16 protein-coding genes are annotated in these 23,346 nt (G+C 38.7%); 10 read left to right on the top strand and 6 right to left on the bottom strand.

Annotated elements, in window-relative coordinates:
* Positions 1 to 45: 45 nt before the first annotated feature.
* The 8 genes from SIB89_RS05360 to SIB89_RS05325 all read left to right on the top strand — a co-directional run bounded on the left by SIB89_RS05360 (position 46) and on the right by SIB89_RS05325 (position 10,941).
* Positions 46 to 963 (top strand): FecR family protein, encoded by a 918-nt coding sequence (locus SIB89_RS05360; RefSeq protein WP_412561462.1) that lies wholly within the window; start codon positions 46 to 48, stop codon positions 961 to 963.
* Positions 950 to 3,484 carry a TonB-dependent receptor domain-containing protein gene (locus SIB89_RS05355; RefSeq protein ID WP_412561461.1) on the top strand — a complete coding sequence of 845 codons (2,535 nt, stop codon included), beginning with the start codon at positions 950 to 952 and terminating at the stop codon, positions 3,482 to 3,484. Before SIB89_RS05360 ends, SIB89_RS05355 begins: the two co-directional genes overlap by 14 nt.
* 86 nt (positions 3,485 to 3,570) lie before the next feature.
* On the top strand, positions 3,571 to 4,587 hold the full coding sequence (locus tag SIB89_RS05350) for a DUF6588 family protein (protein ID WP_412561460.1): 1,017 nt from the start codon (positions 3,571 to 3,573) through the stop codon (positions 4,585 to 4,587).
* Positions 4,588 to 4,716: 129 nt separating this feature from the next.
* Positions 4,717 to 5,643, top strand: coding sequence for a malate dehydrogenase (gene mdh, locus SIB89_RS05345; protein ID WP_155089858.1), 927 nt, complete (start codon positions 4,717 to 4,719; stop codon positions 5,641 to 5,643).
* Positions 5,644 to 5,709: 66 nt separating this feature from the next.
* Entirely contained in the window at positions 5,710 to 6,324 is a 615-nt protein-coding gene (locus SIB89_RS05340) for a hypothetical protein (RefSeq protein ID WP_412561459.1), read from the top strand.
* Positions 6,325 to 6,472: 148 nt separating this feature from the next.
* Positions 6,473 to 9,517 carry a protein translocase subunit SecDF gene (gene secDF / locus SIB89_RS05335; RefSeq protein WP_412561458.1) on the top strand — a complete coding sequence of 1,015 codons (3,045 nt, stop codon included), beginning with the start codon at positions 6,473 to 6,475 and terminating at the stop codon, positions 9,515 to 9,517.
* A gap of 264 nt (positions 9,518 to 9,781) precedes the next feature.
* Positions 9,782 to 10,087 (top strand): hypothetical protein, encoded by a 306-nt coding sequence (locus tag SIB89_RS05330; protein WP_412561457.1) that lies wholly within the window; start codon positions 9,782 to 9,784, stop codon positions 10,085 to 10,087.
* Positions 10,084 to 10,941, top strand: coding sequence for a hypothetical protein (locus tag SIB89_RS05325; protein WP_412561456.1), 858 nt, complete (start codon positions 10,084 to 10,086; stop codon positions 10,939 to 10,941). Before SIB89_RS05330 ends, SIB89_RS05325 begins: the two co-directional genes overlap by 4 nt.
* 20 nt (positions 10,942 to 10,961) lie before the next feature.
* Here the strand turns inward: SIB89_RS05325 and SIB89_RS05320 are convergent, their stop codons facing one another.
* From SIB89_RS05320 to folE, 6 genes are all read right to left on the bottom strand, one after another.
* Positions 10,962 to 11,453, bottom strand: a complete 492-nt coding sequence (locus SIB89_RS05320; RefSeq protein WP_412561455.1) for a DUF192 domain-containing protein — start codon at positions 11,451 to 11,453, stop codon at positions 10,962 to 10,964.
* A complete protein-coding gene (gene lgt, locus SIB89_RS05315) occupies positions 11,453 to 12,289 on the bottom strand; it encodes a prolipoprotein diacylglyceryl transferase (RefSeq protein WP_412561454.1) in 837 nt (278 codons plus the stop codon). Before lgt ends, SIB89_RS05320 begins: the two co-directional genes overlap by 1 nt.
* A gap of 66 nt (positions 12,290 to 12,355) precedes the next feature.
* Positions 12,356 to 12,589, bottom strand: a complete 234-nt coding sequence (yidD, locus tag SIB89_RS05310) for a membrane protein insertion efficiency factor YidD (RefSeq protein WP_412561887.1) — start codon at positions 12,587 to 12,589, stop codon at positions 12,356 to 12,358.
* Between the two features lie 17 nt (positions 12,590 to 12,606).
* Positions 12,607 to 12,969 carry a four helix bundle protein gene (locus SIB89_RS05305; RefSeq protein ID WP_412561453.1) on the bottom strand — a complete coding sequence of 121 codons (363 nt, stop codon included), beginning with the start codon at positions 12,967 to 12,969 and terminating at the stop codon, positions 12,607 to 12,609.
* A 111-nt stretch (positions 12,970 to 13,080) separates the two neighbouring features.
* A complete protein-coding gene (gene cysS / locus SIB89_RS05300) occupies positions 13,081 to 14,565 on the bottom strand; it encodes a cysteine--tRNA ligase (protein ID WP_412561452.1) in 1,485 nt (494 codons plus the stop codon).
* A gap of 60 nt (positions 14,566 to 14,625) precedes the next feature.
* Positions 14,626 to 15,303, bottom strand: coding sequence for a GTP cyclohydrolase I FolE (gene folE / locus SIB89_RS05295; protein ID WP_273292343.1), 678 nt, complete (start codon positions 15,301 to 15,303; stop codon positions 14,626 to 14,628).
* A gap of 197 nt (positions 15,304 to 15,500) precedes the next feature.
* Between folE and SIB89_RS05290 the strand changes: the two genes are divergently transcribed.
* Together SIB89_RS05290 and SIB89_RS05285 are read left to right on the top strand one after the other, a co-directional pair.
* The gene (locus SIB89_RS05290) at positions 15,501 to 15,962 is read left to right on the top strand and encodes a hypothetical protein (protein WP_273292345.1); all 462 of its coding nucleotides are present in this window, start codon (positions 15,501 to 15,503) and stop codon (positions 15,960 to 15,962) included.
* A gap of 10 nt (positions 15,963 to 15,972) precedes the next feature.
* Positions 15,973 to 23,277 (top strand): T9SS type B sorting domain-containing protein, encoded by a 7,305-nt coding sequence (locus SIB89_RS05285; RefSeq protein WP_412561451.1) that lies wholly within the window; start codon positions 15,973 to 15,975, stop codon positions 23,275 to 23,277.
* The last annotated feature ends 69 nt before the right edge of the window (positions 23,278 to 23,346 follow it).

The following is a 23,346-nucleotide window of genomic DNA, read 5'->3' as shown; positions in this document are numbered from 1 at the left end:
GGGTAAAAACAAAACCGAGTGTCTTAAAGTTGAATAGCATAAAAAATGAACAAGGACAATGACATATTAAAATGGTTTAATGGTGAGATTTCTACTGAAGAGATCAAAGCCATGTACCCAAATGAGGACTTTTCTACATTAGATAAGGCGGCATTTTATGCCAAACAGTTTGAAGTGCCTCAAATTGATGCAGAAAAGGCTTTGGCTGACTTTAAAACGAGATCGTTTAAGAAGGACGAGCCAAAAGTTATTCCATTAAACTATAAGACATTGTTAAGAGTAGCTGCTGTTTTAGTGTTGATGCTAACGTCTTCTTATTTTTTGTTTTTTAACGCTACAAAATCTTATTCCACAGACATTGCTGAGACAACCACATTTAATTTGCCTGACGAATCGGAAGTGATATTAAATGCAAAATCTCAATTATCCTACAATAAAAAAGACTGGAAAGCAGAGCGTACGCTTACATTAGATGGTGAAGCCTTTTTTAAAGTTACTAAGGGGGAAAAATTCACTGTAAATACTGATGTTGGTTCAATACAAGTATTAGGTACACAATTTAACGTAAAAGAAAGAGCCAATTATTTTGAAGTAAAATGCTACGAAGGATCGGTAAGTGTGAGTTATAATGGTACATCTTCAGTTTTAAAACCTGGTAAAAGTGTAAGGGTAGTAAATGGTGAAATCAGTTCGGTTGAAGACTTTACAGCACAAAATCCGGCTTGGCTGAATAAAGAATCCAGCTTTGCTAATGTGCCTCTTTGGCAAGTTATTGATGAGCTACAACTGCAATACGATATGAAAATTACAGTTGCAAAAGGTGTTAATACATCAGAATTATTCTCAGGAAGTTTTACGCACAATGATAAAAACGTAGCTTTACAGGCGGTAACAATCCCATTAAAACTCAGTTACAAAATAAATGGTAGTGAAGTAGAGTTTTATAACTATGAAGCTAACTAGAATTCTTCATTTAATCATAATTCTGTTTTTCCCTCTGTTCATTTCAGCTCAGGAGAAAGCATCGCTTTTAGACCTAATCCCAGAAATAGAAACGAAGTTTGATGTTAAATTCTCATACTCTACAAATGAGGTGAAACCTGTTTTTGTAGAACGACCATCTGACAGTGAAACGCTTTCTGCTATTATCGATAGGTTTAATACAACGACCCTATTAAACTTTAAATTCTTAACTGAACGTTACATCACTATTTCGTCAATAGATAAAACGATTTCTGTTTGTGGAACCATAGTAACAGAGGTAAATGAACCGCTATTTGGAGCATCGGTTGTGGTTTTTAATACTACCAATGGCGCAGTTTCAAGTGAAAATGGTCAATTTTCGTTAAATGAGGTTCCTGTTAATGCTAAAATTGTGATTTCGTTTATAGGTTTTGAAGCTAAAGAGTTCAATGCAGTTGACCTATGGAGCCATAAAGAATGTAAAACTGTACAACTAAAGGAGCAATCCGAGTTACTCAATCAAGTGCTAATCACTAAATTTTTAACTACAGGCTTACAAAAAAGCATTGATGGGAGTACAGTCCTAAATACAGAGAAATTTGGTACGTTACCAGGTTTAATAGAGCCAGATATTTTACAGACCATTCAAGTTTTGCCAGGTGTTGAAAGCGTTAACGAAAGTATCGCCAATATAAATGTTAGAGGTGGTACAAACGATCAAAACCTTATGCTCTGGGATGGTATTAAGATGTACCACTCAGGCCATTTTTTTGGTTTAATATCTGCGTATAATCCATATTTGACCGAAAAAGTTGTAGTTTCTAAAAACGGAACGTCCAGTGAGTTTAGCGATGGAGTATCTAGTACTGTTGATATGAAAACCAAAAACGAAGTCAATGATAGTTTTTCTGGTGGATTTGGTGCCAATTTACTACATGCTGATGCATTTTTAGAAGTGCCTATAGGAGATAAGTTGGCATTTCATTTTTCAGGAAGACGTTCTTTTACAGATGTATTTACATCACCTACTTACGAGAACTATTTTGAGCGTAGCTTTCAGGATAGTGAAATTGAAACCAATAGTGAAAACATTAGCGAAAGCAACCGATCTTCCGATTTTTCGTTTTATGATTTTACAGCAAAACTATTGTTCGATCTTAATGATAATCATCAATTCAGGGCCAATCTAATAGGTATAAACAATGATCTTGATTATTCCGAAGTCAATACGAATAATTCCAATGAAACTGAATCGAAAACCAGTAACCTAAAACAAGAGAACCTTGGTTTTGGTGGTAGTTGGAAAGCCTCTTGGAGTGATAGATTTACAACACAATTAAGTGGCTATTACTCTAAATATAATGTGGATGCCACAGATTTAAGGGTAGAAACCAATCAGCTACTAACACAATCTAACGAAGTCCTTGAGACGGGTTTAAAATTTAAATCTGATTTTAGAATAAGCAAAACCTTTAATCTGCTAAGTGGTTATCAGTTTACAGAGGTTGGTATTCTTAACGAGACAACGGTGGAAAATCCGGATTACGAACGTACTAAAAAGGATGTATTACTTAATCATGCTGGATTTTTAGAAGTAGAATTCAACAATGGTAAAACCTATGTAAGGGCAGGTGTGAGAGGTAACTATTTTCAAAAATTCGGTAAACTAATAGTAGAGCCACGATTAAATGTCAGACAGAAACTCTCTAATAGCTTTGCCGTAAAGCTTCAAGGTGAGTTTAAGAATCAATCCGCAACCCAGATTATAGATTTTCAAGATGATTTTTTAGGAGTTGAAAACCGTCGTTGGATTTTGGCAAATGAAGAAAATATCCCGATTTCAGAAAGCAAACAAGGTTCATTCGGTATAGAATATAATAGAAACAATTTCCTTTTTGATGCAGAAGGATTTTACAAACACGTTGACGGAATTACGGTTTCTAATCAAGGGTTTTATAATAATTTTCAATTCATAAATGGCATAGGAAGCTATGATGTTAAGGGGGTTGAAGCTATGATTAGCAAAACTGCACAACAATTTAGTACTTGGTTGAGTTATACTTATAGTATTAACGATTACGAATTTAAAACACTGACACCTTCGGTTTTTCCTAACAATGTAGATATAAGGCACTCATTGACTTTGGGCTTTAATTATAATGTGTTGCAAAATCTTGAACTGTCTGTTGGTGGTATTTGGAGGTCTGGACAACCCTTTACTAAACCCGTTGAAGGCAATGAAACAGTGCAGAATGGTAATAATACGTTTGTGAATTACGATACACCAAATAGTAATAACCTAGATGACTTTATGCGATTGGATGCTTCGTTGAATTATAGTTTTAAGCTCACAAACAAAGTTAATACATCAATAAGAGTTGGTGTTATCAACCTGTTAGATAGAAAAAACAGTATTAACACCTATTACGAAGTAGATCCAGAAGATTCTAATAGAGCCGTTAAAATAGAAAATAAGTCTCTAGGACTAACTCCTAATGTAAGCCTAAGGTGTTCTTTTTAATCCGATTAAAAGCATAAAATAACGATAAAATACATTTTTTAATGTTATTTTAATATATTTGTTCCACGATAATAAACTTAACCACAATGAAAAAAATAGTATTATTTATAGCCTTTTGTATTTCGGTATCAGCCGCTAAGGCACAAAACGATATTGATGTATTACTTGCAGCAGGTGTTGAAGATGCAGAACGATTTGCAAACGATTATTTAGCACCTGGAACCAATGGTATGCTGTACAGTCTCAATGCCAATTGGTTTAATTCAGCAAAAGTAAAACCCTTAGGAGGTTTTGAAATTTCTGTTATTGCCAATGCTTCTTTGGTCAAGGATGAGGATAAAATGTTTAGTATGGATACTGCAGATTATAATAATGTGCAGTTTGTAGAAGGGCCAAGTGTGCAAAATGTTGCATCTGTTCTAGGAGAAAATAATCCAGATATATATGTTGAGGTAGAATATGAAGATCCAATTTTTGGTTCACAAACCGTAGAATTGGAGTTGCCACAAGGAATAGGTGATCAAAGTAAAAATTTATTGCCAACGGCTTTTGTCCAAGGTGCTATTGGTTTGGGAAGTGGTATAGAGGTGAAAGCACGTTACTTTCCAAAGGTTGATACCGACGAAGTAACATTTAACCTATATGGAGCAGGTTTGCAATTAGAATTCACGGAATGGCTTCCTGCTGATAAACTTTGGCCAGTGGCATTATCTGCTTTAGTCGCTTATAACCATTTGGATGGTTCTTATGATATTACTGACTCTTCAGGTATTGAAGGTGAAAACCAAAGATTGGAAAACGATACCAATACGTGGTTATTTCAATTAGCGGTTTCTACAAAGCTTCCGGTATTTAATCTTTATGGAGGTTTAGGTTATATCACAGGTAAATCAGATTCTGATTTATTGGGGAATTACAGAGTTACCAACGGCCCTTTGACATCAGAAACCATAACAGATCCATTTTCAGTTTCAAGCGAAGTGTCTTCTGTAAGAGGAACATTAGGAGCAAAACTTAAACTAGGGTTTTTCAGAATAAACGCAGAATATCATCTCTCTGAGTTTGATGCCTTTTCTGTAGGTGTTAACTTTGGGTTTAGGTAAATAAGATATCACATCTTTAAAATATTGGAAAGCACAAGAGTAAATCTTGTGCTTTCTTCGTTTACCATTATTTTATTCGTAATTTTGCAATCGTTTTTAACACTAAGTTTCACATAAAAAATTATAAAAATGAAAGTTACAGTAGTTGGTGCAGGTGCAGTAGGTGCAAGTTGTGCAGAGTATATTGCTATTAAAAATTTTGCTTCAGAAGTGGTATTGTTAGACATTAAGGAAGGTTATGCAGAAGGTAAGGCAATGGACTTAATGCAAACCGCATCTTTAAATGGGTTTGATACCAAAATTACAGGAAGCACTAGCGATTATTCTAAAACTGCAAATAGTGATATTTGTGTTATTACTTCAGGTATTCCTCGTAAACCAGGTATGACGCGTGAAGAGCTGATTGGTATCAATGCTGGTATTGTAAAATCTGTATCTTCTAGCTTAGTGGAACACTCACCTAATACAATTTTAATTGTGGTGAGTAATCCAATGGATACAATGACCTATTTAGTACATAAAACTACAGACTTGCCAAAGCATAGAATTATTGGTATGGGTGGAGCCTTGGATTCAGCACGATTTAAATATAGATTGGCAGAAGCACTTGAAGCTCCAATTAGTGATGTAGATGGTATGGTAATTGGTGGACATAGTGACAAAGGTATGGTGCCATTAACATCCCATGCCACTAGAAACAGTATTAAAGTTTCTGAGTTTTTATCAGAAGAACGTCTTAACCAAGTAAAAGAAGATACTAAGGTTGGTGGTGCTACACTAACGAAGTTGTTAGGAACATCTGCTTGGTATGCACCAGGTGCTGCAGTAAGCGGATTGGTACAAGCCATTGCTTGCGACCAAAAGAAAATGTTCCCATGTTCTACATTATTAGATGGTGAATACGGATTAAACGACCTATGTATCGGTGTGCCAGTTATTTTAGGTAGAAACGGTATTGAAAAAATAGTTGACGTACCTTTAAGTGATGCCGAAAAACAACACATGGCAGAAAGTGCAGAAGGTGTTAAAAAGACAAATGGACTATTAGAGTTATAAACTCTAACATTTTATAAATGAATAAAGACTGTAGAAATGCGGTCTTTTATTTTTTATATTTGCGGCATGAGATCCAAGTTGCATTTTGGTATTCTAATTATTTTATTGGCCTTTTTAGGAAGGTACATAGAAACTTCCGTTGCTCCTAATCAGCAGATTGTTGTTCAGTTTTCCGATGCTGAGATTACCGAAAATGATGCTCATAAAACTATTGAGGCCATTCAGCTAAAGCTTCAGGCTATTGGAGTAGAGCGGATACAAATTGGACAAGATCAAAATGGACAACTCAAGATTACGTATTACAGTAATGCAGATGTTGAACAAATTCAAAGTATTCTCTCTGATGATACAAGCTTTAATATTGCACATAACAGCAATAAAGATCATTCCAACAATCTTCCTAAGCACAATAATCTAAAAGATTACCAACTCAATATTTCAGAAATTCAAGAAAGTGGTCAACCTACTCATTGGGACTTTGAAGGTGTTGAGGTTGTAGAGCTTAATCAAAAAAGCGATCGCTTTAATAACCTTAAAGTTGATACCTCTTTTCCAAATATAGAAATGGAATTGACCAATTTATGGGTTAAGGTTGCACTTAGAACAAACATTACTACCACATTATTAGTAGATAACCACTCTTACAAAATTCCTGAAGTAAGGGCAGGACCTATAGCTTAAGGGAATAAAATCTGAAACATTCCCACTCTGTTCAAAATCGCTTTTATCAATTGAAAAGCAAAAAACTATTTATATAAAAATCAATTGTCTGATTAGGGTGTAAATTCTATATTTGCGCGTTAAAAATTAGACATAAAACAATAATAAAATGCAAAACAAAGGAATAATTAAATTGTTTGCACTCTTGTTTGGTTTGGTAAGTATTTACCAATTGTCCTTCACGTTTAAGGCCAACCAAATAGAAGATGAAGCCCAAATGGCTGCTGTAGCAAAATATGATGAATCGGTAGAGAATTATCAAGACTTAAGAGCACAAGCTGAGATTGATTACTTAGATTCATTAAAGACATCAAAAATTCAAGTAGGTGAAGAGTTTGAGCCTATTGAAGTATATAACTTAGGCTTGTCGCAATACACGTATAGCGAAGTTGAAAACAATGCCATGAAATTGGGTCTAGACCTTAAAGGTGGTATTAATGCCATTATCCAAATTTCTGTTAAGGATATTTTAAAAGGATTAGCTAATAACAGTAAAGATCCTGTTTTTAATAAAGCTTTAGCTGATGCTGAAGAACTACAGAAAGATGCACAAGAGTCGTATTTAGAATCATTTTTTAGAGCATTTGAAGCCATAAAAGGAGATACCAAATTAGCATCGCCAGATATATTTGCGAACCGAGATTTAAGTGAGGACATAAAATTTGATATGTCTGATGATGAGGTGAAAACTGTATTAGAGCGTAAAATAGATGAGTCTATCGTTTCTGCTTTTGAAGTATTGCGTAATCGTATTGATGGTTTTGGTGTATCGTCTCCAAACATTCAACGTTTAGGTAACTCTGGTCGTATTTTAATTGAATTACCAGGTGCTAGAGATAAAAAGCGTGTTGTAGATATCATCACCAAAACAGCACAATTACAGTTTTGGGAAACGTATAAGGCAGAAGAAATGTTCCCATACGTTTTACAGGTTAACCAAGCCTTAGTAGAGGCTGCTCAAGAAGATTCAAAGGAAACTACTGAAACCGCTGAGGTTGAGCAAGATTCTGTAACTAATACTATTGATGAATTAACGGGTCAAATAGAAACAGATTCAACTGACGTTGCCGATGTTAACCCACTAGGTATTCAATCTCCAGGTAATGGACCTGTGATTGCAAGATTCTTGGCAAAAGACAAAGAGGAAGTTATCGCAGCTCTTAACGCGCCACAGAATAGAGCTCAGTTACCTGCAGAAATGCGTTATGCTAAGTTTGTATGGGGAATACAAGAAAAGGATTCTGAGTTTGCAGAGTTATATGCCATTAAAGGTAATAGAGATGGTGTGCCTCAATTGAGTGGTGCGGTGATTACGGATGCAAGACAAGATTACGACCAAATCAGTAGACCAGCTGTAAGTATGCAAATGAATGCTAAAGGTGCTAAGATTTGGGAAGAGATGACCAAAAAAGCAAACGAAGAAGATGGTAATATCGCTATTGTTTTAGATGATATTGTGTATTCTGCACCTGGTGTGTCTCAAGTTGGAGGTATTGCTGGTGGAAACTCTCAAATTTCTGGAGCGTTTTCACTAACAGAAGCAGTGGATTTAGCCAATGTATTAAGAGCTGGTAAATTACCTGCGTCTGCTGAGATCATTCAGGCAGATGAGGTAGGGCCTTCGCTTGGACAAGAAGCTATTGATAGTGGGATGAAATCATTCCTTATCGCCTTGGCTTTCGTATTACTATGGATGATATTCTATTATGGTAAGGCTGGTATATTTGCCGACGTTGCTTTATTGCTTAATATCCTATTGATTTTTGGTGTACTAGCAAGTTTAGGAGCCGTGTTAACATTACCTGGTATTGCTGGTATTGTTTTAACCATTGGTATCTCGGTAGATGCGAACGTACTTATATTTGAGCGAATACGTGAAGAGATTGCTAAAGGTAAATCGCAAAAAGAGTCTATTAAAGACGGTTTTGCTAATGCTTTATCTTCAATATTAGATGCAAACATTACTACAGGTTTAACCGCCTTAATTTTATTTGTATTTGGTACAGGACCAATTAAAGGTTTCGCAACAACCTTAATCATTGGTATTTTAACATCGTTGTTCACTGCAATATTTATTACACGTCTATTAATTGACTGGTGGGTAAACAGAGGAGGGAAATTAGATTTCTCTACGGCAATGACCAAGAACCTTTTCAAAAATGTAAACATCAACTTCTTAAAGAAGCGTAAGATTGCTTATGTTATTTCTGGTGTTTTAATTTTAGCAAGTTTAGGTTCACTATTCACAACAGGATTAGACCAAGGTATTGATTTTGTTGGTGGTAGAACGTATCAAGTGCGCTTTGAGCAGCCAGTAAGTACTGAAGAAATTTCATCGGTATTGAATGATCCAGCGGTATTCGGAAGTGCAGAGATAAAGACTATTGGTACAGCGAATCAGTTAAAGATTTCTACAAAATATAAGGTTGAAGATAATTCTGTAGAAGCCGATGAGGAAGTACAGACTAAATTGTTTGAAGCTTTAAAACCTTATTTACCAGATGGTATGAGCTATGCTGAATTCCAAGATGGTTCTGGTGATGAAAAAATCGGTAAAATGCTTTCGAGTAAAGTAAGTCCAACAATTGCAGATGATATTAAGAAGTCATCACTATGGGCAGTTTTAGGATCGTTGGTAGTTGTATTCCTTTATATCTTATTCAGGTTTAAGAAATGGCAATTCTCATTAGGTGCGGTAGCTGCTGTTTTCCATGATGTATTAATCGTATTGGGAATCTTCTCATTAACATGGAAGTTTATGCCATTCAGTATGGAAATTGACCAAGCCTTTATTGCGGCAATCTTAACTGTAATTGGTTACTCGCTGAATGATACGGTTGTTGTGTTCGATAGAATTAGAGAATTCTTAAATGAGCACACATCTTGGGAATTTGGTAAAACCATTAATGCCTCATTAAACAGTACATTAAGTAGAACATTAAACACGTCTGTAACGACCTTAGTGGTATTATTGGCAATGTTTATGTTTGGCGCAGACTCATTAAGAGGTTTATTATTTGCATTAATCATTGGTGTGTTGGTAGGTACATATTCATCTATGTTTATCGCTACACCATTAATGTACGATACGGCTAAAAAAGGTGATGCTGCAGAATCTTTAAAGAAGAAAGTAAAAGAAGAAGACGAGGAATAAGTCTGATAGATAAAGTTAACGTTACACCAAGCGCTGTCGAAGTGTAATTATAAAATAAAAATGCCTTTCAGAAATGAGAGGCATTTTTTTGTTTACGTACCGTTTTGTAGCTCATTTTATAAAAAGGAATACTATTTCCTTATTTTAGTGATTCAATTAAGTTAAATGGCAAGTACTTCAAAAACACTCTTATTGAAATATGGTATTCCCTGCCTTGCAGTTGTTGTTATAATGGTTCAGCTTTATAATGTTCACATAAATAATTTGAGTAGATGGAAAGGTGGCGGTTATGGCATGTACACAGAAATACATTATCAGGGTAATCAAATCTATATAACAGGTATGTCTGTAGATTCTTTAATTTCTAACAACAGCATAAATGAATCATTTCGGTATCTGAAACTAATGCCCAATGAGAAAAACTTAGAGGAAGCTGCTAAGCAGGTCTTAAATTCAACTAATAAAGATAGTATACACATTCAAGTTTGGAAACCAACTATTAATTCAAAAGATGGTAAGTACACCAGAGTTTTATTAGAAGAACTTTATTATAAAAAATCAGAGCATTGAAAAAGTATTGGTCATATATAGGAGATAAATTGAGCAACCACATTACGTTGGCTATTCAGCTATTACTTTTAGTGCTTGGTATTTATGTTTTTATTATGGCTCAGAGACATGTTTTATGGAAGGTGCCATTGCTTTTTGTAGGACTATTGAGTTGGTTTTTGTTCCGTGATAAAATAAAATTTCCAATTGTTTGGATAGTGCCATTGATGTTTCTCTTGATTGACCTTATATTTTCATATATATGGATGGCTAACCACCATTTTATGTTAGTTTTTATGGTGCTAGCGGTCATATTTTACACGTATCACAAGAGTCCTGATATTCTTCAAAAAAACATTCAGATTCTTTTAGTTGTTGTAATATTAGCTTCTGTTGTTCAAAAACTAATGTCTAGCCAGTTTATGAGTGGCGAATTTTATTACTATATGATAAATAGAGGCACTCTATTTACCTTTTTTATTAATTTATTTCCAGAAAGTTTAGAGGTAACAAAAAGCAATTATGAACTCTTAAAGACGCTACACAATACAGACTCAAATATGGGCAAAAGTGTCGTTGTGAAAGATGTAATTCCAAACTTAGGTAAGATTAGTATAGTCTATGCATGGCTTACTGTTATCATGGAGTTTTCTGTAGCAATATTGTTATTACTTAAACCCAAAAGTGCATTTACGCATATCCTTTTTTCTATAATGATTCTAGGTATTTTGTGTGCTAGATTTGAGACAGCGTTTATGGCTTTACTTGCTATATGTGGAATAATATTATGTAAAAATCAGAAGTTAAGGTTATTATTCACCATGATTGTTATAGGATGTGTAACCTTAATAGTTACTAAAATAGGATATCATTAAGGTGATAAATTTTAAAATCGTTACAACGCTTTAAAATCTATCACATCACCAACATTAAGCATCCACTTATCTGAAAGTCCGCCATTGATTTCCAAGACATATTTAGCAGTTGCATTAGAAGGAAGAGAAGTTTCATCAAATGGCTTTGCGTTTTTTTGAAAACTTACAATGGTCTTATCTTCGTTTATATAAATAATGTCAAGTGGAATCTTGGTGTTCTTCATATAAAAACTTCGCAATTGAGAATCCGGAAATATAAATAACATCCCTTGATTGGTACCAAGTTCAGTTCTATACATTAAACCGGTTTGGGTTTCGTAGTCGTTATCTGCAATTTCAATATCCAAGGTTTTTACAATGGAATCAGAATTTGCTTTTATGATGTCTAAAGTGCCTTCCTTTTTAAAATTAAGAACAACCTTGTCTTTGGTCTTGGTTGTTTTCTCTTCTTTACAGCCAAACACCATTATAAATGAGATAATCAAGAACGTATATATGATTCTCTTATTCATTATTTCAATTCTCTTTTCGGTTTATAAGCAAACATAAAATACAAACCAATCAGTATGAATGGAATACTTAATAGTTGACCATTGTTAAGGATATCGCCAAAAAACGCGGCTAAATCTTCATCACCTTGCGGTTCCTTTAAAAATTCAACGAAGAATCTAACTGTCCAAAGTAGAACTAAGAATAAACCAAAAAGGAATCCTTGTTGTTTGGATTTGTTAGTTTTCCAATAGAAATATAAAAGGATTAAAAACACAAAAATGTAACAGAATGCTTCGTACAATTGTGCAGGATGACGTGCAAAATTTTCACTGTTTTGTAGAAATATAACTCCAAAAGCACTATCCGTTTTTATACCTACAATTTCAGAATTAATAAAGTTTCCTAGTCGCACAAATACCGCGCCTAATGCTACGGGAATAACCACGCGATCTAAAATCCACATCACAGACTTCTTCAATACCTTTTTGTTGTAGAGATACATGGAAATAATCATACCTATAGCTGCTCCATGACTCGCTAATCCCTGAAATCCTGTAAACCGTATACCATCCTTAAAACTAAAAGGCAAAAAGATGCTAAAGAAATCTTCAGAAATTAATTCAGATTGATAAAAGATAACATGGCCCAATCTGGCACCAATCATAATACCCAATACGGAATAAATGAACAGAGAATCGAGTGAGTCACTAGATTCGTTTTCGTTTTTCCAAATACGCTTGGTAACGTAAAACCCTAAAACAAAGGCAATAATCCACATTACACTATAAAAATGCAGTTCAAAAAAGCCTAAATCAATAGATTTTATAGGGTCCCAAGGAGTTTGTAGTGAGTACATATGAGTTTGTCTTTATGCTGTAAATATACTATTTTGAATACGATTGAAAATGAGATTAACGTAATATTAATCCTCTTTTGGTGGTACTGGGTCGTAACCTTTTCCTCCCCATGGATGACAACTAAAAATACGTTTCAGTGCTAACTTCCCACCTTTAAAAAAACCATGAACCTCTAGTGCTTCTTTTGCATAATGAGAGCATGTTGGTTGATACCTGCATGTAGCAGGAGTAATTGGTGAGATTAGAGTTTGATAAACTTTGATGAGAAAAAGGAATGGATATGTGAGAATCTTCTTGATGTTTAGTTGTTTAGATGTTAAGTTGTTAAGAAGCTATTGCGAAGTGCATTAATTTTATTAGTGACAGATTCTATATCTTTTCTGATCTCTAAAAAGGAGGTTTCAGAAATAAAACTCAGTTCTTTGGAAATTATAGCTTGATTCAATAATTCTATCGCGGAACTATAGGCAATTGTCATAAAATGCGCTTTATCTTTTTTCGTCAGTCTTGAAGTTCCTTCTGCTAAATTCGATGAAACTGAAACCGAGCACCTTCGCATTTGTGAGGTTAAACCAAATCTTTCTTCATTAGGAAACAAATCAGTGGTTTTGTAAGTCTTAATGGCAAGTTGAATGGACTCTTGCCATACCGTCAATTTTTCAAATGAGTAAACATGCATGATTAATGGTTTTTGTGATAATTATGCCAATTTACAATTAAAAAAAGTACTTATATAAATCGGAACAAACAACTCAACAACAAACAAATCAACAGCTTAACATCTAAACAATTAGCTTCCAACTGTAAACGTAGTGCCTTCCCGACTATCATTGAGCTGAATACCAACTTCAGCAAGTTCATCCCTGATTTTATCAGATAATGCAAAATCTTTATTTAATCGAGCCTCTTTTCTAAGCTTTATCAAAATCTCAACAGCCGCAGAAAGCTTGTCTGAACTAGAACTGTCTTTATTAGCCGTCGTTAAACCTAAAATATCAAAGGTGAATGTATTGAGGGTGTTTTTTAGTAACTCCAAGTCATCCGAAGTAACAGTAGCGTTTCCACCTTTTATCTGATTTATAAACTTAGCGGCGTCAAACAAATGGGCTATTAAAATAGGAGTATTAAAATCGTCATTCATAGCATCATAACATTTCTGTTGCCATGAAGACACATCAAATGAAGATGAGCTACTAGTTGTTAATTTATCAATGAGGTTAATGGCATCCATCAATCTATGGAATCCTTTTTCGGCAGCTTTTAGGCCAGCATCAGTCAAGTCCAACACACTTTTATATGACGCCTGCATCATAAAGAAACGAACAACCATAGGGCTGTAGCCTTTAGACATTATATCATTGTCGCCAGATAATAGCTCAGCCGGATTTATATAGTTACCTGTCGATTTGCTCATTCGAGATCCATTAAGCTCTAACATATTGGCATGCATCCAATATTTAACAGGATCTTGCCCTTTGGCAGCTTGATTTTGTGCAATTTCACATTCGTGATGCGGAAATTTTAGATCCATTCCTCCACCATGAATATCAAATCGTTCTCCAAGATATTTGGTGCTCATAACAGTACATTCTAAATGCCAACCAGGAAATCCGTCGCTCCAAGGGGATGGCCAACGCATAATATGAGCTGGTTCGGCTTTCTTCCAAAGTGCGAAATCTTGAGGGTTCTTTTTATCACTCTGCCCATCAAGCGTTCTTGTATTATGAATTAAATCTTCTAATTTGCGCTTGCTTAAAATGCCGTACGTATTAGATTCATTGTATTTGTGAACATCAAAATAAACTGAGCCATTAACAACGTAAGCAAAACCATTATCGATAATGGTCTCTATTAATTCTATTTGTTCAATGATATGGCCAGTTGCCGTGGGCTCTATACTTGGTGGTAAAAAATTAAACGTATTAAGTACATTATGAAAATCTACAGTATAGCGCTGTACAATTTCCATAGGTTCAATAGCTTCTAACCTGGCTTTTTTTGTAATCTTATCTTCACCAACGTCATCATCATTCTCTAAGTGCCCAGCATCAGTAATATTTCGTACATAGCGCACTTTGTAGCCTAAATGCTTAAAGTAACGAAAAATCATGTCAAAAGACATAAAGGTTCTTACATTACCTAAATGTACATTGCTATAAACCGTTGGTCCACATACGTACATGCCTACATGACCAGCTGTTATTGGAACAAAAAGTTCTTTTTCACCAGAAAGAGAATTGTAAATTTTTATGTGTTGATTTTCGTATAGAGGCATGTTGTGCAAATTCAAAAAAGTGAATAAACAAATCTAAAGAACTACCCTAGATAAAACAAACTAAAATTGGGTATCTAAGTTTATATAGTCTAAAAATTCGCGCCGTGTTTCTTTCTCTTTAAATTGACCACCAAACTCTGAAGTTACAGTACTACAGTCAACATCTCTAATGCCACGAGAGTTAACACAAAGATGCTTGGCGTCTATAACACAGGCTACATCCTCAGTGTTTAAAACCCTTTGAAGTTCTCTAACGATTTGAATCGTTAAACGCTCTTGTACTTGAGGTCTCTTGGCAAAATAATCGACTATTCTATTCATCTTAGATAGTCCAACAACGCTACCATTAGAAATGTATGCGACATGTGCCTTACCTACAATAGGCAATAAATGATGCTCGCAAGTAGAATACACCGTAATGTTTTTTTCTACAAGCATTTCACCATATTTATACTTGTTGCTGAACGTTGAAGCACTTGGCTTTTTTTTAGGATTTAAGCCACCAAAAATTTCATTTACAAACATTTTTGCAACTCTTGAAGGTGTGCCTTTAAGACTATCATCATTTAGATCCAATCCTAAGGTTTCCATAATGTGTCTTACGTCATCTTTAATGATATCAACCTTTTCTTCATTAGAAAGCTTAAAAGCATCTGATCGCATAGGTGTATCACTAGACGAACCAACGTGGTTGTCTCCCAAAGCGTCTATATCATTAAAATCGTTATCGATTTTCATAGTTAAATAATTATTAATCAATCTCTAAAATGAAGTTGCAAAGATACGTAATAAATATAGTACTAAAAGGGTAGGAGTTTTATAATTACACTTGTTATATAAGTAAAACCGTTAAAATGCCAATAACATTGACGAATTAACAACGGTTTTCCTAAAATTTTCTTAATTTTCGAAACTCTAAAAATTACGGTTAAGCTATGAAGAAATTACTAACTATTCTTGTTGTAATACTTTTGCCTATGTCCATACTTGGGCAGCAAACAAAACAAAAAAATCCTCTACCTCTAGCAAAGTTTGAAGACAATGTTAAACTACCACTAACAGCTAAAGAACGCGCTCAAATAATTGAGGTGTATGGCGAGTATGCCGACAAATATATTTTTAGTAAGCCTCATAGACTAAAAAGTATGAAGCAGCTTCTTAGGAATAGAATTGTCATTAAGCTTATTACTGATGAAGGCAGTATAAAACAATGCACAAAACTTTCTGAAGTCTCATTGTGTGATGGTTTTGTTTCGGATTTAAAAAGAGACGAAACATTTAACCCTAGCACCTTTAATCCATTGAAATATAATTTCGAATTTTATTCTCGGGCATCGGCAATGTATCACGTAGATAATACCAACTATTACATTATTATAAAGTCCCAATATCAATAAAAAAATAAATATGAAGTATATAATTACTATAATCTCCTTAATGTTTTCATCGCTAGTGATAGCTCAAGATGTAAATATGCAGACGGGAACAGTTAATCAATGTAGTGGCGTTTTTTATGATTCGGGTGGTGAATTCGGCAATTATGGAAATGATGAGGATTTTACCTTAACCATTTGTCCAGAAAACCCAGGTCAAAAGGTTCAACTAGATTTTACGGAATTCAATACGCAGTTAAATCAGGATGAAATGACCATCTTTAATGGTGATTCAACTGCGGAACCACAGTTCGGGATTTTTTCAGGCGGTACAGGACCAGGAATGGTTGAAGCAACCCAAGATAACACTTCTGGGTGTATAACCATTCAATATACCTCTAACGGAAGTGGTAATGCAAGTGGGTGGGCAGCTACTATTTCTTGTTTAACCCCTTGCCAAACTATTAATTCTCAAATAGATACCGCGTCACCAGCACCAAATGGTGATGGTTATATTAGAGTATGCCCAAATGAGGATATTACATTAACAGGTAGCGGTACGTTTTCTGTCGATGGTACAGGTGCAACATACGAGTGGGATTTAGGTGATGGTAATACAATTGCAGGTCAGACAGCTACATTTTCTTACCCAACACCAGGAGTTTATATTGTAAATTTAAATATTAATGATGCTAATACTTCACAAGATCCAGAAGGATGTTCTAATAATAATTTAATTAATCAGGTGATTCAAGTGGCAACTGAACCTGACTTTACAGGTACAGCTGCAGCGCAATCGACGTTATGTTTTGGCGAAACTGCAACAATTGATGGTGTGGTTACTCCTACAGAATTTATAAACGATTGTACACCTCCCGTAAGTGGTGTAACCTTTCTACCTGATGGCAACGGAGTGACTTATGAAACTTCTGTCACTGTCGATTGTTATGATTCTGCTCAAACACTAACTGATGTAAATCAATTAGTAAGTATATGTCTAAATATGGAACATTCATATTTAGGAGATTTAGATATTGAAATAATTTCACCGAATGGTCAAACCGTTAGAATGCATGATCAAGGTGGAGGTAGTGCAAACTTGGGAGAACCTTGGGCTACTGGAGGTGTTGATGGGAATAGTGCCAATACCACACCTGGTATAGGGTATGACTATTGTTTTGTGCCTAATGGTGGTTTTCCAACCTTAGTAGGTGGAGTGCAAACAGGTGGGACTTTTACTAATGGGGATGGACCAGGTACGTATACAGATTCTTTTGTGCCTGCTGGTAGTTACAGTTCAGTTAATCCGTTAAATGGCTTACTTGGATCACCACTAAATGGCGATTGGACTATTCGCGTTGTGGATAATATTGGGTTGGATAATGGTCACATATTTTCGTGGAGTATTGAATTTGATCCAAATTTACAGCCGCCAGAATTATCCTTTACACCAGTAATTACATCTGAAGCTTGGGATCCCGATCCAACAATTACTAATACTACCGGAAATGTTATTACCGTTGAGCCTCTAACAGCCGGTCAATTTTGCTATACGTATCGAGTTACTGATGACTTTGGATGTGAATACACAGAACAAGTATGTATCGATGTGTTACCAGAAATAGTAACCGAAGCACCAAATAATTTGTTTGTTTGTGATACAGGTTCACCACCTTATATTTTTGATTTAGAAACCAATACTGCTGTTGTAACAGCTAGTGCAACCAATGCAACCGATTTAGTTGTAACATATCATAATTCTCAACCAGATGCTGATGCTGATACAGGTGCAATAACAGGATTAAATAATTACTCCGGAACTGATGGAGAAATCATTTACATCAGAGTAGAGTATTTAAATTCAGGATGTTATGAGGTTTTACCTTTTACGTTAAATGTAGCAGGTCAACCAGATATTAATCCGGTTCCAGATTTAGTGCTTTGTGATGATGCTTCTAATGATGGTTTTGAAGAGTTTGATTTAAGTACACAAACAGCAGGAATCTTAGGTCCACAAGCAGCTTCAGATTTTAACGTGACCTATCATTTAAGCTTTGCAGATGCGGACGCTAACACTGGATCCTTAGCATTAAATTATACTAATACAGTTAACCCTCAACCAATTTATGTGAGGGTCGAAAGTGTAGGAGATTCTAATTGCTATAATGCCTCAGCTAATCCCGTTTTTAATTTAATTGTTGACCCAAGGGATGATGCGTCTTTTAACGTTACTCCAACATGTGATGGCGCAACCGCAACTATAACAGGAGCAACAGGTGGAACATTTACATTTAATCCTGCGCCAACAGATTCAGCCGTGATTGATCCTAACACGGGACTTGTAACTGGCGGAACTTCTGGTGCAACCTATACAATAGAATATACTACTAACGGAACATGCCCAGCTACAAGTGCTCAAACTTTCAGTGTTGTTACTGAAGATGATCCTTCATTTACGGTAACACCAAATTGTGATGGTGGTACAGTGACGATTACTGGTGATATGGGAGGAACATTTAGTTTTAATCCTCCTCCAACAGATGCTGCAATTATTGACCCAAATACGGGTGAGGTCACTAATGCAACTCCTGGTGATAGCTACACTATAGAGTACGTAACCTCAGGAATATGTCCTTCATCTAGTACTCAAGTACTAAATGTATTAACATTAGACGATCCGAGTTTTAATTTAACGGCAACATGCGATGGTGCAACAGCTAATATTACTGGCGATGTTGGTGGTACTTTTGCTTTTAATCCTATACCTGCGGATACTGCTATAATAGATGCTAACACAGGTACAGTAACAAATGGAGTTTCTGGCAGTACCTATACAGTTGAATATACCACAGCTGGTAACTGTCCACAATCTTCAACTCAAAATGTAACGGTAATTACTGCAGATGATGCCTCTTTTACGGTAACTCCAACTTGTGATGGTGGTACTGTGACAATAACTGGAACAACTGGTGGAACATTTAGTTTTGATGTAGTACCTACAGATGCAGCTGTAATTGATCCAAATACTGGTGATGTAACCAATGGTACTCCTGGTGCTCAATATTCTATTTCATACACAACTGGTGGAACTTGTTCTGATACAGAAGTAGTTTTTTTTAACGCTTTACCAATTGATGATGCAAGTTTTACGGTAGATCCTACCTGTGATGGAGGTATCGTGACGATTACGGGCACAACAGGAGGAACTTTTAATTTTAATCCTGCACCTACAGATGCAGCAGTTATAGATACCAATACAGGAAACGTAACTAATGGTACACCAGGTGAGACATATTCAATAGAGTATGTCACTTCTGGAGCATGTCCTAATAGTAACATTGTACAATTTACAGCTCATCCCCTCCCAACCTTGGTGTCACCAAGCGCCTTGGAGGTCTGCGACGACGGTGTCCCAGACGGTTTGACGGAGATAGACCTGGGCATCAAGAACGCAGAGATCAGCGGCGGCAACCCGGGCTATACGGTGAGCTATTACCTAGACCAGGCTGATGCCGACACGGCAACGGACCCACTGCCGATCCCCTACACCAATATCAGCAACCCACAGACGGTCTTCGTAAGGGTAGAGGACAACGGCACGGGCTGCTACGACACTGTGACCTTGGACCTTGTTGTGGAACAGGCACCGATAGCCAACACGCCGGAGCCTTTAAGGTATTGCGATCCCGACAACGACGGTTTCGGGACCTTCACCCTCACCGATGCGGACGACGGGATCACAGGGGGAGCGCCGGGCCTTACGGTAAGCTACCACGAGACGCTTGCCAATGCGCAGAACGACGCCGACGCGATAGACACGGGAGTTGACTACAACAACATCGTGGTGAACATGCAGACGCTCTACGCGAGGGTGGAGAGCGGAACGATAGCGACGGACTGTGCCACGATAGTGGAGCTGCTCTTGGTCGTCGAGCCGAGCCCACAGATAGAGGACCCAACGCCACTTGAGGAATGCGACGATATCTCGGCCGACGGCTATGCGACGTTCGACCTCACGTCGAAGGACGCTGAGATACTGGACGGCCTTGACGCGATGCAGTACACGGTCACGTACTACGAGACCGAGGCGGATGCCAACGCACCGAACAATGCGATAGCCAACCCGAACGCCTACACCAACACCTTAGAGGACAACCAGTTCATCTGGGTGCGCGTAGAGGACACCAATACGGTAGAGGGCTGCTATAAGGTAACGACCCTAGAGCTGATCGTCAACCCGCTGCCCGAGCTGTTGCCGCCATTGCCGTTGGAGCTGTGCGACGTGGACAACCCAGGTGACGAGCAGGAGCCGTTCACCCTAGAGGACGCCAATGCAGGGATTCTCAATGGGCAAAACGGCATTACCCTGAGCTATTACGAGACCTTGGTTGATGCCGAGGCAGGCACAAGCCCGATAACGAGCCCTTACATAAACACGAGCAACGCACAGACGGTTTACGTAAGGGGAGAGAACGACATCACGGGCTGCTACAGTACCGTAACGCTGACCCTTAGGGTGGATCCCGTACCATCACCAGAACCGGACCCGGACCCGATAGAGGTCTGTGACGACGACAATGACGGCTTTGCGGAGTTCGATCTGGAGATCCGTACCATAGAGATCACCAACGGTGAGCCCGACGTGGTGATCACCTACCACGAGACCGAGGAAGAGGCCAACCAGGGGGATAATGCCATAACGGGCCTGTACACGAACATAGTGGCGAACAGCCAGATGATCTATGTACGTTCGGAGAACACGATAACGGGTTGCTATAGCCTTACACTGAATACCCTAGAGCTGATCGTGGTACCGTCACCGGAAGTACCGACGGACATAGCGCCATTGGTGGTATGTGACGACGACGACGATGGGACGGCACAGTTCGACCTCACGGAGAGGGATGCCGATATCCTTGGGGCGCAGAACCCAGCCGATGTTGTCCTGACCTACCACGTTACGGCCGCGGATGCACAGGTGGGCAACAACCCGATCATCAATGTGGGCAACTATACCAATACGGCGAACCCACAGACGATCTACGTGCGCCTTTTCAACCCGACAACGGGCTGCCAGGACACGGGCGAGTTTGAGCTTCAGGTGCAACTGCCACCAGAGCCGGTACAGCCGACACCATTGGAGGAATGCGATGACCTTGGGGAATCGCCAGGGGACGAGATGACGGAATTTGACCTTACGGTCAAGGACGCAGAGATCACGGACGGCAACGGGAGCTGGTCGGTAACCTATTATGAGACCAATGCAGATGCCCAGGCAGAGATGAATGCCATACCAGACCCGACGCAGTACACCAATACCTCGGTAAACGGATTGCCGGCCAATCCGCAGACCCTTTACGTAGTGGTGACCGATACCGATACGGGATGTGTGGCCTATACGACGATGACGATAAGAGTACTACCCAACCCAACACCGACACCGAGCGACCAGTTGCCGGATCTGGAGCTGTGCGATGACATCAACACGGGAGATGGAGTAGAGGAGTTCGATTTGACAGCGAATGAAATATTGATACTCAATGGAGAGGCAGGGGTGACACCGACCTACCATGAGACGGCAGAAGATGCCGATACAGGGGGCAACCCAATAGTAGATCCAACAGCATATACCAACATAGAAACGCCAGAGCAGGAGATCTATGTAAGGGTGACCAATGACGCCACGGGCTGTTACACGGTTGTGGACTTTACCATAAGGGTCAACCCATTACCGGAAGTGGTGGCGGTAACGGACTTTATCCAGTGCGAGCTCAACACGGACGGATTTGACAGCTTTGACCTGACGACCAAGGATACGGAAGTGTTAAATGGTCAGAACCCAACACAGTATACAGTGACCTACCATGATAACGTGGCGGATGCGGAAGCAGGGATGAACGCCCTTGTGAGCCCATATACCAATACGAGCAACCCACAGCAGATATTCGTGGCGATAACGGACACGACAACGGGCTGTTCGATAAGCACGCAGAGCTTTAACCTTCAGGTGGACGAGGCGGCCCAGGCCAACCCTGACATGGGCAATATCGTTTATGAAGAGTGCGACGACAACATGGAAACGGACAGTGACCCGAGCAACGACAGCGTACAGTTCGATCTATCGACACAGGACGCACAGGTGCTCGACGGTCAGGATCCAGCTGACTATATTGTGAGCTACTATGCGACGGAAGCGGACGCGAACCTTAACGTGAACCCGTTGCCGAACCTTTACGAAAACATTACCAACCCACAGGTGGTCTATGCCAGGGTGGACAACAATACCTTAACGGTCGTTCCCATCGCCTTGGATTTGACGGCCCTGACCACGGGACTGGACCTGGATGCGGACGGTACGGTGGATACTTACGACACGGACGCGGACGGCACCTTTGACCTTATCGATGTGGACGGTGACGGACTGTCGGACGGGATAGACAACAATGCGGACGGACTGTTCGAGTTCGTGGACGTTGACGGAGACGGAGTGGGAGACCCGGTGGATTTGAACAACGACGGCACGTTCGACAACCAGCAGGACGGCTCGATCTGTTTTGCGGTGGCACCGTTGACCCTTCAGGTGAACCCTTTGCCAGAGTTCGATCTAGATGACAGTTATGTACTATGTATCAATACCAATGGTACGGAGATACTGGATATACCAGTACTGGACACAGGCCTATCGGACATGGACTATAGCTTTGAGTGGAGCTACAACGGCACGGTATTGCCAGGGGAGACAGGATCGACGCTGACGCCGACCCAGGGAGGGACCTATAGCGTAACGGTGACCGATACGAGCACATCAACGGCAACGAGCTGTACCAATACCGATAGCGCAGAGGTAATAGAGAGCGAGCCACCGATGCTGACCGCCGAAGTGGTAACACAAGCTTTTGGGAATAATAACGTTATAGAGGCAGTGGCAACCGGAATCGGCGACTATGAGTACAGCCTTGACGGAGGCCCATGGCAGGACAGCGGCATCTTTGACAACGTCTCCCAGGGAGACCATGTGATAACGGCAAGGGACAGGATAGGTTGTGGATTGACCACGGTAACGGTATTTGTACTGGACTATCCGAAGTACTTTACGCCGAACGGAGACGGCAACAACGACACATGGAACATCGAGGGCATTGGAAATGGTGCCAAAATTTATATATTTGACCGCTATGGGAAACTGCTGAAGCAGTTGAGCCCGAGTGGGTCCGGATGGGACGGGACGTTCAACGGCAACATGATGCCGACCAGCGACTACTGGTTCACCATTGAGTACGACGAACCGACCAACGGACAGAGAAAGGAGTTCAGAGCCCATTTTACCTTGAAACGATAATTATTAATAATACATAACAAGTAAAAGCCTGAACATATTTGTTCAGGCTTTTTATTTCTTCTTAATCTG

This window comes from Winogradskyella sp. MIT101101, assembly GCF_047126865.1.
GTDB classification, from domain to species: domain Bacteria; phylum Bacteroidota; class Bacteroidia; order Flavobacteriales; family Flavobacteriaceae; genus Winogradskyella; species Winogradskyella ouciana.
The sequence above is the reverse complement of the archived record's forward strand: the minus strand, read 5'-3'. Positions and strand labels throughout refer to the sequence as shown.